The sequence below is a fragment of the Thalassotalea sp. HSM 43 genome, from assembly GCF_004752005.1.
Classification (GTDB): domain Bacteria; phylum Pseudomonadota; class Gammaproteobacteria; order Enterobacterales; family Alteromonadaceae; genus Thalassotalea_A.
In genome coordinates this window covers 2695389-2708948 of sequence record NZ_CP038493.1, presented here as the reverse complement: position 1 = coordinate 2708948, position 13560 = coordinate 2695389, and the positions used below count along the sequence as shown (strand labels likewise).

At 43.6% G+C, this 13560-nt stretch carries 12 protein-coding genes; 2 read left to right on the top strand and 10 right to left on the bottom strand.

What is annotated here, in order from left to right; translation table 11 throughout:
* The first annotated feature begins 10 nt into the window (after positions 1 to 10).
* Both E2K93_RS11665 and E2K93_RS11660 read left to right on the top strand, forming a co-directional pair.
* Positions 11 to 2866 (top strand): valine--tRNA ligase, encoded by a 2856-nt coding sequence (locus tag E2K93_RS11665; RefSeq protein ID WP_135439262.1) that lies wholly within the window; start codon positions 11 to 13, stop codon positions 2864 to 2866.
* A gap of 120 nt (positions 2867 to 2986) precedes the next feature.
* The gene (locus E2K93_RS11660; RefSeq protein ID WP_135439261.1) at positions 2987 to 4123 is read left to right on the top strand and encodes a DUF481 domain-containing protein; all 1137 of its coding nucleotides are present in this window, start codon (positions 2987 to 2989) and stop codon (positions 4121 to 4123) included.
* 51 nt (positions 4124 to 4174) lie between these two features.
* Here the strand turns inward: E2K93_RS11660 and rraB are convergent, their stop codons facing one another.
* The 10 genes from rraB to E2K93_RS11610 form a co-directional block, all read right to left on the bottom strand.
* Positions 4175 to 4555: a ribonuclease E inhibitor RraB gene (gene rraB / locus E2K93_RS11655; protein ID WP_228445286.1), complete on the bottom strand. Its 381-nt coding sequence runs from the start codon at positions 4553 to 4555 to the stop codon at positions 4175 to 4177.
* A gap of 4 nt (positions 4556 to 4559) precedes the next feature.
* Positions 4560 to 5315 carry a 1-acylglycerol-3-phosphate O-acyltransferase gene (locus E2K93_RS11650; protein WP_135439260.1) on the bottom strand — a complete coding sequence of 252 codons (756 nt, stop codon included), beginning with the start codon at positions 5313 to 5315 and terminating at the stop codon, positions 4560 to 4562.
* 146 nt (positions 5316 to 5461) lie between these two features.
* Positions 5462 to 7720 (bottom strand): DNA topoisomerase IV subunit A, encoded by a 2259-nt coding sequence (gene parC / locus E2K93_RS11645; RefSeq protein WP_135439259.1) that lies wholly within the window; start codon positions 7718 to 7720, stop codon positions 5462 to 5464.
* A gap of 134 nt (positions 7721 to 7854) precedes the next feature.
* Positions 7855 to 8274 carry a VOC family protein gene (locus tag E2K93_RS11640; RefSeq protein WP_135439258.1) on the bottom strand — a complete coding sequence of 140 codons (420 nt, stop codon included), beginning with the start codon at positions 8272 to 8274 and terminating at the stop codon, positions 7855 to 7857.
* A gap of 41 nt (positions 8275 to 8315) precedes the next feature.
* A complete protein-coding gene (locus tag E2K93_RS11635; protein ID WP_135439257.1) occupies positions 8316 to 8849 on the bottom strand; it encodes a hypothetical protein in 534 nt (177 codons plus the stop codon).
* A 156-nt stretch (positions 8850 to 9005) separates the two neighbouring features.
* Complete coding sequence (locus E2K93_RS11630) at positions 9006 to 9557, bottom strand: YSC84-related protein (RefSeq protein WP_135439256.1); 552 nt, start codon at positions 9555 to 9557, stop codon at positions 9006 to 9008.
* Positions 9558 to 9752: 195 nt separating this feature from the next.
* Complete coding sequence (gene parE, locus E2K93_RS11625) at positions 9753 to 11642, bottom strand: DNA topoisomerase IV subunit B (protein ID WP_135439255.1); 1890 nt, start codon at positions 11640 to 11642, stop codon at positions 9753 to 9755.
* 88 nt (positions 11643 to 11730) lie between these two features.
* Positions 11731 to 12327, bottom strand: coding sequence for a YqiA/YcfP family alpha/beta fold hydrolase (locus tag E2K93_RS11620; protein ID WP_228445284.1), 597 nt, complete (start codon positions 12325 to 12327; stop codon positions 11731 to 11733).
* 5 nt (positions 12328 to 12332) lie between these two features.
* Positions 12333 to 13079: a metallophosphoesterase gene (locus E2K93_RS11615; RefSeq protein ID WP_135439253.1), complete on the bottom strand. Its 747-nt coding sequence runs from the start codon at positions 13077 to 13079 to the stop codon at positions 12333 to 12335.
* A gap of 15 nt (positions 13080 to 13094) precedes the next feature.
* Positions 13095 to 13544: a DUF1249 domain-containing protein gene (locus E2K93_RS11610; RefSeq protein ID WP_135439252.1), complete on the bottom strand. Its 450-nt coding sequence runs from the start codon at positions 13542 to 13544 to the stop codon at positions 13095 to 13097.
* Between the last annotated feature and the right edge of the window lie 16 nt (positions 13545 to 13560).

Genomic DNA, 13560 nt, shown 5'->3' with positions numbered 1-13560 from the left:
TAAGAAAATCATGGAAAAAACGTTTAATCCTTCGGCTATTGAACAGGCTATGTATACAGCCTGGGAAGAAAAAGGTTATTTTGCACCAACCGGTAAAGGTGATGGCTACTGTATTGCTATCCCACCACCAAATGTTACTGGTAGCCTGCATATGGGCCACGCCTTCCAACAAACCATTATGGACTCATTGATTCGCTATCAGCGCATGCAAGGTAAAAACACCTTGTGGCAATCGGGTACCGATCACGCCGGCATCGCCACGCAAATGGTGGTTGAGCGCAAAATTGCGGCAGAAGAAAATAAAACTCGCCACGACTATGGACGTGACGCCTTTATCGATAAAATCTGGGACTGGAAAGCGCACTCAGGTGGCACCATTGGTCAACAGATGCGTCGCTTAGGTAACTCTATCGATTGGTCTCGTGAACGCTTTACCATGGACGACGGCATGAGCAATGCTGTACAAGAGGTGTTTGTTCGACTTTATCAAGACGATTTAATCTATCGTGGTAAGCGACTGGTCAACTGGGATCCAAAATTGCACACCGCAATTTCTGATTTAGAAGTTGAGAACAAGGATAAGAAGGGCCACATGTGGCATTTCCGCTACCCGCTTGCGGATGGCGTAAAAACTGCTGATGGCAAAGACTACATTGTGGTTGCAACAACGCGACCAGAAACCATGCTGGGTGACACCGGTGTTGCGGTAAACCCAGAAGATCCGCGTTACCAAGATCTTATCGGTAAGAATATCCTATTGCCTATCGTTAATCGTTTGATTCCAATTGTTGGTGATGAACACGCTGATATGGACAAAGGCACAGGTTGTGTAAAAATCACCCCTGCCCATGACTTTAACGATAACGAAGTCGGTAAGCGTCATAACTTACCAATGATCAACATTTTTGATGTTGATGCCAACATATTGAGCAAAGCTGAAGTATTTGATGTAAACGGTGAAGCCTCAGACGCATGCAGCGATGCATTACCAGAATCTTATGCTGGCCTTGAGCGCTTTGCAGCGCGTAAGCAAATCGTTGCCGAATTTGAACAGTTGGGCTTGCTTGATGAAATTAAAGACCATGATCTGACGGTACCATACGGTGACCGCAGTGGTGTTGTGATTGAACCATTTTTGACTGATCAGTGGTATGTACGAGCTGATGTATTAGCCAAGCCTGCGATAGATGCCGTTGAAAAAGGCGATATTGAATTTGTACCTAAGCAATATGAAAATATGTATTTTGCTTGGATGCGCGATATTCAAGATTGGTGTATCTCACGTCAATTGTGGTGGGGTCATCGTATTCCGGCTTGGTATGACGAACAAGGCAATGTCTATGTTGGTCGCAGCGAAGACGAAGTACGCAGCCAAAACAACCTGTCTGCTGATGCTGTATTGCGTCAAGACGACGATGTACTGGATACCTGGTTCTCGTCAGCACTTTGGACCTTCTCAACCTTAGGTTGGCCAGAAGATACCGATGCGCTAAAACAATTCCACTCAACGGATGTACTGGTAACCGGTTTCGATATTATTTTCTTCTGGGTTGCCCGCATGATCATGATGACCATGCACTTTGTTAAAGACGACGAAGGTACACCGCAAGTGCCATTTAAGAAAGTCTATGTAACCGGTCTTATTCGTGATGAGAACGGCGACAAGATGAGTAAATCAAAAGGTAATGTCATCGATCCTCTGGATATGATTGACGGTATCGAGCTTGATGATCTACTTGAAAAGCGCACTGGCAACATGATGCAGCCAAAGTTAAAAGAAAAGATAACTAAGCTGACCAAAAAAGAGTTCCCTGCTGGTATTGAAGCCCATGGTACCGATGCCCTGCGTTTCACCTTAGCTGCGGTTGCGTCTACAGGACGTGACATCAACTGGGATATGAAACGCTTGGAAGGTTACCGTAACTTTACCAACAAGCTGTGGAACGCCAGTCGCTATGTATTAATGAATACTGAAGAGCATGACTGTGGTCTTGAAAATAAAGACATGGTGTTGTCACTCGCGGATCGCTGGATCATTGGCCAGTTTGAAAATACCGTTAAAGCCGTGCATCAAGCATTTGATAGCTTCCGTTTTGATATTGCCGCCCAGGCATTATATGAATTCACTTGGAACCAGTTCTGTGATTGGTATCTTGAATTAACCAAGCCGGTCATTTTCAAAGGCAGTGAAGCCGAGCAACGTGGTACTCGCCATACCATGGTCAACGTGTTAGAAGCGTTATTGCGTCTTATGCACCCAATCATGCCGTACATCACCGAAACCATTTGGCAACGTGTTGCACCGCTTACCAAGGCTGACGTTAACGACGACAGCATCATGGTACAAGCGTACCCGCAATTTGATGCAGCACAGGTTGATGAGCAAGCGATTAGCGATGTTGAGTGGCTTAAGCAGTTTATCGTAGCGATTCGTAATATTCGCGGTGAAATGGATATTGCGCCAAGCAAGCCATTACCGGTATTGGTGAAAAACGTTAACGCTGACGATGAGCGCCGCTTGCAACAAAACAGCCAATTCTTAAGCGCCTTAGCCAAGCTAGAAAGCATTGATATTCTAGCCGATGACGAGCAAGGCCCAGCATCTGCAACGGCTGTTGTTGGTGAGATGAGCGTACTTATTCCGATGGCAGGCTTAATTGATGTCGAAGCCGAGCTTGCACGTCTTAATAAATCAATTGAGAAAATTGAAAAAGACGTTCAGCGCACACGCGGCAAACTAAGCAATGACAACTTCGTCAGTAAAGCACCTGAAGCGGTAATTGCTAAAGAGCGCGACAAACTGGCTGAAGCGGAAGCGACATTGGCCAAGCTTGAAGAACAAAAGCTGTCTATCGCCAACATGTAACATCAACGCGATTGCAACCATTGAAAAGTCAGCATTTTATATGCTGACTTTTTTTTGCCCATTGCAAGTGCTACATTAAATTGAGTGACCATAATAAAATATAATAACTGAGTTTGTCGTATGAACGCTTTAGCTACATTGCTAGGTACGTTACTGATCATATTTGCGCTTTACTCGCCATCATCAAACGCTTTCCAAGAACAGACAACCGACAATAAACCGGCTGTACCAGATTGGCCTATTGACGTGCCAGCTATTCCGCAAAAATGGGACTGGATACTGCTTAAAAAAGGCGAGCTATTAGGCGGCGAACTGATTTCCATGTATCAAGACACCGTCGAATTTGACAGTGATGAAGTTGGTCTCGTTAATATCAAGATGAAGGATATTGCGCAAATCCGAACCAATTCAGTGATGAGCATTCGTATGGACGATGGCCTTATCGCCCACGGCCAATTATTGATCACCGAAGATAAAATCAAATTCATCAATCAACCTGACGTAAGCTTTCCACGCATTATGTTACTGTCGATAGCCCCTTCAGAGAAAAGTGGTGATAGTTTGTGGGATGGTGATATCAGCATCGGTATGAACTTTAAAAGCGGTAACTCGGAGCGCTTTGACTACACAGCGCAGGCCAGTGCGACTCGTTTAACCTCGATTACCCGAACCTTGCTAGCCTATACCGGCATATTTTCAGAAGTCGAAGATCCTGACACCGGTAGCAATGTAAAAACCGAAGAAAATCATCGCTTTAATGCGTCATTTGACTGGTTTTATTCGCGCCGATTCTTTTTTCGCTTACCATCTTTTGAATACTATACCGACGAATTTAAGAACATTGAATACCAAGTAACCACCGGTGTCGCTGCTGGTTATATTCTCTATGATGAAGCGGATTTCAAATGGGATATCTATGCTGGTCCAAGTATCCAGTACACTCGGTTCAATAAAGTTGATGAGGGCGAAAAAGACGATGATACCTCACCGGTTATTTTGCTTGGTACCATGTATGAGCGGGACCTCACCGATGACATTGAATATGTATTTATTTACAGCGCCAAATTTGTCTCTGAAGAGTCAGGTAAAGTTATACATCATTTAGAAACGGGCATCGAAATCGAAGTACTCAGCGATTTCGACATTGATTTAAAGGCCATTGTTGATCATGTTGACCAGCCGATACCAGATGAAGACGGCAATATACCTGAGCAAACTGACATACTGTTTATTGTCGGCTTGAGTTACGATTTTTAAGCAATAAAAAAGGCTGTAATAACAGCCTTTTTTATGATGCTAGGATTGCAATTATTCTTCGAAATAGGTGCCCCAGCCATCGTAATCAATATTACAACGTTGGGCGAATTCAAACATGTGCAGTGTTTCTTTCTTCAGCACGTCATCATCAAGATATTGTTCTGTAATCACGTCGAAAGCAAACACACGAGCGCCGTTTTCAAGCTCCGCTTCTTCCGGCTCTTCAACTTCCATGCCCTCTTTAAAGGCACTGATAGCCGCTGCTTCTAAGGTATCAAAGTTTGAACAGGAAAAGTGATGTTCTATGGTATGCACCGCATCATCATTCGTGCCATCTTCTAGCAGCTCATTAATCAAGGCATCGGTATGGGCATACCATTCTTGCAGTTCAGCTTTTTGCTCGTCGGTTAAATCCACGCTTGTTTCGCTCATTACACTATCCTGCTTTTTTCTCTACCACGGGTAGATTCTCAAATGGGTTACCGGCTTCGACGCTCAGCTCTTTAATTCGTTCCATCATCAAGACACGAGTGTCATTGGCAAAGTGACGTATGTATTCACGTTGGCTGCCTTCGACATTGATTGGCTCTTGAAATTCAATGATCATCTTACCGTTATTCCAACGATTAAGTTTAACCATATCATGGGTGTTACTGACACATACTGGCACCACAGGCACGTTCGCTAAAGCCGCTGTGTGGAATGCGCCCGCTTTAAATGGTAGTAGACCGCGACCGTAACTGCGAGTCCCTTCTGGAAACAACCATACCGAGATATTTCGTTCTTTAATTTTTTCTGCTGATGATGCAATCGTACCGTGCGCTTTTGAGCGATTACCACGATCAATCAAGATGTTACCGGTAAACCAATACATTTGTCCGAATAATGGAATCCACTTAAGGCTCTTCTTACCAATGCTTACCGTACCTTTTGGCAATGACGCACTAACGGTAAACACATCGTAGGAATTTTGATGGTTGGCAACGTAAACAACCGGACCGATTTTATCAAGACTTTTAGGTCGTCTTATCTCAACTTTAATACCAAGAATAATCGCAATTTTGCCGATAAATGATGCGGTATCGTGAACGTTATTTCGGTGAAAAGGACGAACAACACAAAGCACCATTGATGTAAGAAAAATCACCACCAAAGCAATACAAATAAAGATAACGCGCAATACAGCCAGCACAGAAAAAACCTCAAAAGCTAAATTTCAGGTTGCGAATTATACACATATTTAGGGTTCGTTGCGAAACCCTATTAACAATTAGTGATTAATTGCTGCACAAAATAAAAAGGGCAGCGACGCTGCCCTTATTCACTTGACGTGTTATATCAGTCTTCGACACCGACAATTATTCGTTCAACGCGCTGCAATCCACGAGGTAATTTGTTACCACGTCGACCTCTTTCACCACGGTAATGCTCTAAATCGGCAGGTTTTAAGGTTAGCTTGCGCTTACCCGCAAATAAGGTCACCGGTTGTTCATTATCGACCACGGCCAATATTGTCACAAACTCTTCACGACTCTTAGCACGAGCCGACGGAATATTAATGATCTTATTACCTTTACCTTTACTTAGCTGCGGTAAATCCGCCAACGGAAACAATAGCATGCGCCCTTCAGTGGTGATCGACAAACACAGTTGTTCATCAATGTTTTCCACCACAGAAGGTGGGATGACTTTGGCACCTTGTGGCAAACTCAATAAGGCTTTACCGTTTTTATTGCGCGACACCATATCGGCGAACGAGCCGATAAAGCCATATCCACTATCAGAGGACAGCAAGAATTTTTGCTCATCGTTACCCATAACCACCTGAGTAAAGGTTTCACCAGCGCTCAAATTAAAACGGCCTGTTAATGGTTCGCCTTGTGAGCGAGCCGATGGCAAAGTATGCGCATCGGTGGCAAAGGCTCGACCAGATGAGTCAATAAACACCGCCGGGTTATTACTGCGGCCTTTGGCACTGCATAAGTATGTGTCACCCGCTTTATAACTTAACGCAGCTGCATCGATATCATGGCCTTTTGCAGCCCTTGCCCAGCCTTTCTCTGAGACCACAACCGTCACTGGCTCTGATGGCATCAAGTCTTTTTCATTTAATGCTTTAGCTTCACTGCGCTCAACCAGCATACAGCGTCGGTCATCACCATAGTCTTCAGCCGCCTTTAAGATCTCTTTTTTCATCAGCGTATTAAGGCGTGCTTTTGAACCAAGAATTTTTTCAAGGTGTTCGCGTTCTTTAGCAAGCTCATCTTGCTCACTGCGAATCTTAATTTCTTCCAGTTTGGCAAGTTGACGTAACTTGATTTCGAGAATGGCGTCGGCTTGAATTTTACTCAAACCATAGCGCGACATTAACTCACCCTTGGCATCATCGTATTCACGTATAATGGCAATGACTTCATCAATGTTTAGATAAGCAATCAATAAGCCATCTAAGATATGTAAACGCGCTAATACTTTGTCTAATCGGTACTGCAAGCGACGACGAATGGTTTCACGTCGAAACTCCAACCATTCTGACAAGATTTGCTTTAAGTTCTTAACCGCAGGACGGTTATCCAAACCTAGCATGTTTAAGTTAACGCGATAGTTCTTTTCCAAGTCTGTAGTGGCAAATAAATGCGCCATCAGTTGCTCAACATCAACTCGGTTTGACCGCGGTACGACAACCAAACGAGTCGGATTTTCATGATCTGACTCGTCGCGTAAATCGACAACCATAGGTAATTTTTTGGCTTGCATTTGCTGCGCGATTTGCTCAAGAATCTTGGCGCCAGAAGCTTGATGTGGCAACGCGCTAATAACGATATCGCCCTGCTCCATATCGAACACGGCACGCATTTTAATGCTGCCGCGACCGGTTTGATAAATCTTAGCAATCTCTTCGCTTGGGGTAATGATTTCCGCATCAGTTGGGTAATCAGGTGCCTTTACGAATTGCAATAAATCGCTTATTTCGGCTTTAGGTTGCTCAATTAAATGCACACACGCATCGGCCAATTCACGCACATTATGTGGCGGAATATCTGTCGCCATACCAACAGCGATACCGGTTATGCCGTTTAACAGAATATGAGGTAAACGCGCTGGAAGGGTTTTAGGCTCCTTCATGGTGCCATCAAAGTTTGGCGACCAATCAACTGTGCCTTGACCTAATTCAGATAATAAGACTTCGGCAAATTTTGATAATTTGGCTTCGGTATATCGCATCGCTGCGAATGATTTAGGATCATCAGGCGCACCCCAGTTACCTTGGCCATCAACCAAAGGGTAACGATAAGAGAACGGTTGCGCCATTAACACCATGGCTTCATAACAGGCAGAATCACCATGTGGGTGAAATTTACCCAACACATCACCAACGGTACGGGCTGATTTTTTATATTTCGCCGCAGCATTTAAGCCAAGCTCACTCATCGCATAAACAATACGACGTTGTACCGGCTTCAAACCATCACCAATGTGTGGCAAAGCACGATCCATAATGACGTACATGGAATAATTCAGGTAAGCATCTTCGGTAAAGCGTCTTAATGGCAGTTGCTCTACGCCATCTAAACTCATTTCGATTGCATCAGACATAATACATGGGGTCCCGAATCCTGACGAAAACTCGTCAAAGTATCTGTATAAATATGATTATTATTATGATTTCTAGAATATCGAAAAAACAGCAAGTTAAAAACTGTTTTTTCTGGTTTACAAGATTTTAACCACTATTTTGAATAATTTACGTCCCAAAAGCTGGCTTCGATGCGATGCCCATCTAAATCGATAACAAAGCAACCATAATATGGATCACCGTATTCAGGGCGAGGTCCTGGTTTGCCATTGCATCTAGCACCATGCGCTATCGCCACACGATAAAAGGCATCCACTTGCTGTTTACTGGTTGCCATAAAACCAATATGTGAGCCATTAGCGACCGTTGCCACGCCTTGATCAAAGGGGATTTGCAACCAGAAGGTAGGGTAACCTTTACCATAGGCGACAGATTGCTCATGCTCGGTCACTCGATGAATATTTAATGTTGCTAAAACCGCATCGTAAAATTCACTGGCGTTGGTTAATTGATTGGTACCCACAGAAATATGACACAGGGTCTTCGCTTGTTGTTGAGATTCACTGATATTCATGACTCGTTTATTGCTCGTGCCGAGAGTGGTGATTGAGAAAACTAGTGTAAATTATTATTTTGCCAATAGCGACCTGACTGGATAGCAATAGGCTGATAACTGCCATCTTCTGCAACCAGATAAGCGTTCACGCTGCCAGGTTGAAACTGATAGTTTTGCTGCTCTGGCAGATCATCGATGTCATCAAATGTTTTCGCTTGGCTAATGAACGCCATCATGTTGCTGTGACTGTCAAAAACAAACAGTAAGCGTTGGCTCACATCATTTAATGATGGTGTTTGCGCGAGCATAAAAACATTTTCACTGTTTTGCTGATTTCGTAATACGCCAACAGCCATATCGCTTGGAAACGGTAGTTTGTCGTTTGCGGCAAGGCCAAACACTGCATAGCCAGCTTGACGCTTGATGGATGCGGCAAAGCTATGATCGTATTCGCTAATGTCGGCAATGGTTTGATCACGCAAGCTTAGAATTTCAGCGCGCACATGAGTCGCCGGTACGCTAGCGCTACACGCGTTGAGCAAGCACATTATAATAATGACCGAGATACTGCGAAAGATGTGGCTATTTTTCATGTCTAACTCATTAGTTTACATGGTGTTTATAGGTATTTACTTAGCATAGTAGAAATTTTATCGCTCAGCGTAACAATAAACTGCACGCATAAAAAAACACCCTAGTGACAAGTCAGGGTGTTTTTCGGGAGTAATTAATAGAATGTTTAAATCAAATTAATTCAATTCATCATTCTTCGAGTATTTAGTACCTTTCAACGTCGCTTGCAGAGCCAAACCAGCTTCAGTCAATTGATAGACAGTAATGTCACCGATGGTCACACCACCGCTTGCTTGACCGCCTTTATCGTTAGCTTTTGCCGCAGCATCGGCTTCAGCACCGAACGCCCAGCCTTTTTCAACGAAGTTATTGAACGCTTCGGCCGTGTGAAAGACAAATAACACATCAAAATCTTTTGCGCCTAAACCTAAACCTATGCCACCTTCATACATATCCATATAGGTTTTCTTACCACCACTACTGGTCGCAACACCAAAGCCACTGCCTGCGGCGAAGAATATCAAGTTAACCTGACCATTTGTGAATGTCGCATAACCACCAGCGGCTGATTTTGCTTTGGCAGCAGCGCCAGGGCTTTCTTTATCGACTTTGGCAAGAACTTCATTGTTTATATTGTCAATCGTTGCGCGTTGCTGCGCAGGGGTATCGCCACTTGCAGAACAAGCAACCAAGACAACACTTAGCATTGCAATCAGTAGTTTTTTCATGACACCTATCTCTAGTTTTTTGCACAGAATTATCTCAAGTATAGGCTAATATTTTTTATTTGCAGGGAGATTTTGAAGTTCTTGTCTGATATAAAAAATAGGCATTAATTCAACCAGTTACCCGGACAAAAGGTAATAAAAAACGCAGTAAAGACTGCGTTTTTTATGTCAATATGAGAGGTTTATTAAGAATAATTAGGTCAGGTTAACCAAATTACCTTTTTCTTGTAGCCATTCTTTACGGTCACCTGCACGTTTTTTCGATAACAACATATCCATAAGTTCCATCGTTGTATCAAATTCATCTACCGTTAGCTGCACCAAACGTCGTGTATTTGGATCCATGGTGGTCTCTCGAAGTTGCAGTGGGTTCATTTCACCCAGACCTTTGAAGCGCTGTACGTTGACTTTGCCTCGCAGTTTTTCCGCTTCAATGCGATCTAACACACCGTCTTTTTCCTGCTCATCAAGCGCGTAAAATACTTCTTTACCGACATCAATACGATATAACGGTGGCATGGCTACATGCACATGACCCGCTTGAACTAAAGGCAAAAAGTGCTGCATAAACAATGCACAAAGTAAGGTTGCGATATGCAAACCATCAGAGTCAGCATCCGCCAAGATACAGATTTTACCGTAACGTAAGCTTGATAAATCTTCAGACTCAGGATCGATTCCTAAGGCGACGGAAATATCGTGAATTTCCTGTGACGCAAGGATTTGTCCTGATTCTACTTCCCATGAGTTTAGGATTTTACCACGCAGCGGCATGATCGCCTGAAAGTCACGGTCTCGAGCCTGTTTAGCACTACCACCAGCAGAGTCACCCTCTACTAAGAATAATTCGGTGCGCTCTGGCTCTTGTGAGCCACAATCGGTCAACTTGCCTGGCAGGGCTGGACCTTGTGTGACCTTTTTACGGACCACTTTTTTGCTGGCACGCATGCGACGTTGTGCATTGGAAATACAAAACTCAGCTAAGGCTTCGGCGATTTCAGTATGCTCATTCAACCATAAGCTGAATGAATCTTTGACCACACCAGACACAAACGCTGAACACTGCCTTGATGACAAACGCTCTTTGGTCTGTCCGGCAAATTGTGGGTCTTGAATTTTTACCGACAAGATATAAGAACACTTATCCCAAACATCATCGGGCGTCAGTTTAACGCCACGCGGAATAAGGTTTCTAAATTCACAAAACTCACGCATGGAATCCAATAACCCCTGACGTAAACCGTTGACATGGGTACCGCCTTGAATGGTCGGGATAAGGTTTACATAGCTCTCACCAACATTATCACCGCCATCTGGTAACCAAGTTACAGCCCAGTCGACGGCTTCATGCTGTGATGAAAAACTGCCAATAAATGGCTCTTCTGGAAGATTGGTAAATTTATTTACTGCTTCTTTTAAATAGTCTTCAAGGCCGTTTTCATAGCACCACTGATACTTTTCATTACCAACTTTATCGTGAAACTTAATCGATAAACCAGGGCAAAGTACCGCTTTGGCCTTAAGGATGTGTGCCATTTTAGCCACTGAAAACTTATGTGAATCGAAATAGCCACCATCGGGCCAAAATCGCACTCGTGAACCTGTATTTCTTTTACCTACGCTACCGGTGACGGTGAGATCAGAGACTTTTTCACCATTCTCAAATGCCATTTCAAACACTTGTTGATTACGACGAACAATGACTTCTACTCGTTTGGACAAGGCATTAACAACGGAAATACCAACACCATGCAAACCACCAGAGAATTGATAGTTTTTATTTGAGAATTTACCACCGGCGTGCAATCGAGTGAAAATCAGTTCAACCCCAGGCACCCCTTCTTCAGGGTGGATATCTGTGGGCATGCCTCGACCGTCATCAATAACCTCAAGTGACTGATCTTCATGTAAAATAACTTGGATATTACTGGCATGACCGGCCAGGGCCTCATCGACAGAGTTGTCGATAACCTCTTGCCCCAAATGGTTTGGGCGAATGGTGTCAGTGTACATACCCGGTCGTCTGCGTACCGGATCGAGACCACTTAATACTTCAATGGCTTCAGAATTATATTGATCAGTCATAAACGTCTATCGTGAAAGAAGTTGAATTATTGTTTTTATCGTTTTGATGACAGGGGGCGTGTTGTTAAACACTGAAAATAAATCAGTTTTACGCCCTCTCGCTATGCCCATTATTCTCTAATTGGAAGAATTTAACAATAACAGGCAGCATTTTTTCAAAGTCGATAAAACTATGGTCGCCTCCTTGCTGCACAATTAAGTGGCTGTGCTGGTACTTTTCGACGGCTTGACGGTAATCCAATACCTCATCGCCAGTTTGTACCATTACCATATAATTGTTAGCGTCGATGCGATTTTGATACATATCTTGCAATTGTTGCATATGCTGCGGCAACACATGATAGGTTTCATTGGTATAAGGATTGGTTTGCTCACCAATCACATCTTGCAGCAGCTCAAACGGCCTAACCGCTGGGTTTATTAACACCGCTTTGTGGCCATATTGCTCACTCAAGTAGGTGGCAAAAAAGCCACCTAATGATGAACCGGTAATATACCAGTGTGCATTTGGTTGGGATGCAATGATGTCCTGTAATTGCTGTAACGCTTGTAACGGCGACGATTTTAATTGCGGCGCATGCACTTTAATATGAGGAAAGTGTTTGTCGAAATACGCCATAGTTAACTGCGCTTTCATCGAGCCGGGAGAGCTATTAAAACCATGAATAATTAGCAATCGTTGCAAGCGCATCAATCCAGATAGACCAGTGTCGTGGTAATAGTGCCATCGTGATGCAACATAAACTGTCGATAGCCAGCGCCTTTCGGTAAAGCCTTTACGCCGTCAAAGTCTGGATCAAATTGAATCGAGGTTGCCGGGCAAGCATACACATGCACGTTTTTAGGGCCTTGGTATGTCTGGCCGCGATGAATATGACCACAAGCAACAGCTCTTATGCTTTGGTTTGCCTCAACGGCTTGCCAAAAGTCAGCTTGATTATTAAGGCCATGACGGTCGATAAAATACCCCACATCAACTGGGTGATGATGCATAAATAACAACGTATGCTCTACCCTATCAGCAACATGTGCTAATTGCTGTAAATGATGGCTATCGACAAAACCTGCCGGCGTTTCGCTTTTGCTGCGCGTTAGCAATAACTGCCAGTTGCCGCGCTCAATGTGTTTTTTATGATTTATCGTTGACGCCGTTAACGTCGTAGCCATGACGTGCTCGTCATCATGATTACCCGCCAATACATACAATGGACATGAGAGCTTGGCATCAATAATTAATTGGTTAAACAATTGATACGAGCCAAGACTATGATCTTGGGTTAGATCACCGGTAAAGACGATGGCATCTAAATGCGCTAATTTACCAAGCTCATCGAGAATACGTTGTAAATTGTCAAACACATTGGCGCCATAATGCAATGCACTTTTATCTTCATAGAGGTGGCAATCTGAGATTTGCGCGACGGACATTGTTGGCATTAACACAGCGTCCTTTTACTTGGTTGTGAAAGTGACATTGGCTTTACCTTGTTGCAGACACAACTGTAGCCATTCAACTAAAAACACCAATGTCTGGCGTTTTTCATCGGGTTGGTGCATGCGCTGATTGGGGTAATCATAGCGTGGTTTAATTTGTCGCATATTTTGACTTTCGACCACTTCAACAATACGAGCATCGTGATAAACACGGATTGTCATTGCCGGCTTGGGCAAATAGACCTTGCTTGCTAAGGATTCTTTGGCATTAATTAATTGTTGAAACTGTACCATTTGCGTATATCGAGTTTTTTCCAATATCGACATACGATAAGACAATGACTCGCTTATATGAAATTCGCGCACTTGCCCCTGCTCATCAATACCACCAAGTAATCGAATAAGCATCATATAGCTGGTTTCAGCTAAATTAATGAGGTTTTTAATATCAGGACGATAACGTGCCATAAACAGCCTGTGTTTT

Coding starts and splice junctions, on each gene's coding strand:
- E2K93_RS11665 (WP_135439262.1), top strand. CDS start 11: ATGGAAAAAACGTTTAATCCTTCGGCTATTGAACAGGCTATGTATACA.
- E2K93_RS11660 (WP_135439261.1), top strand. CDS start 2,987: ATGAACGCTTTAGCTACATTGCTAGGTACGTTACTGATCATATTTGCG.
- rraB (WP_228445286.1), bottom strand. CDS start 4,555: ATGAGCGAAACAAGCGTGGATTTAACCGACGAGCAAAAAGCTGAACTG.
- parC (WP_135439259.1), bottom strand. CDS start 7,720: ATGTCTGATGCAATCGAAATGAGTTTAGATGGCGTAGAGCAACTGCCA.
- E2K93_RS11640 (WP_135439258.1), bottom strand. CDS start 8,274: ATGAATATCAGTGAATCTCAACAACAAGCGAAGACCCTGTGTCATATT.
- E2K93_RS11635 (WP_135439257.1), bottom strand. CDS start 8,849: ATGAAAAATAGCCACATCTTTCGCAGTATCTCGGTCATTATTATAATG.
- E2K93_RS11630 (WP_135439256.1), bottom strand. CDS start 9,557: ATGAAAAAACTACTGATTGCAATGCTAAGTGTTGTCTTGGTTGCTTGT.
- parE (WP_135439255.1), bottom strand. CDS start 11,642: ATGACTGATCAATATAATTCTGAAGCCATTGAAGTATTAAGTGGTCTC.
- E2K93_RS11615 (WP_135439253.1), bottom strand. CDS start 13,079: ATGCCAACAATGTCCGTCGCGCAAATCTCAGATTGCCACCTCTATGAA.
- E2K93_RS11610 (WP_135439252.1), bottom strand. CDS start 13,544: ATGGCACGTTATCGTCCTGATATTAAAAACCTCATTAATTTAGCTGAA.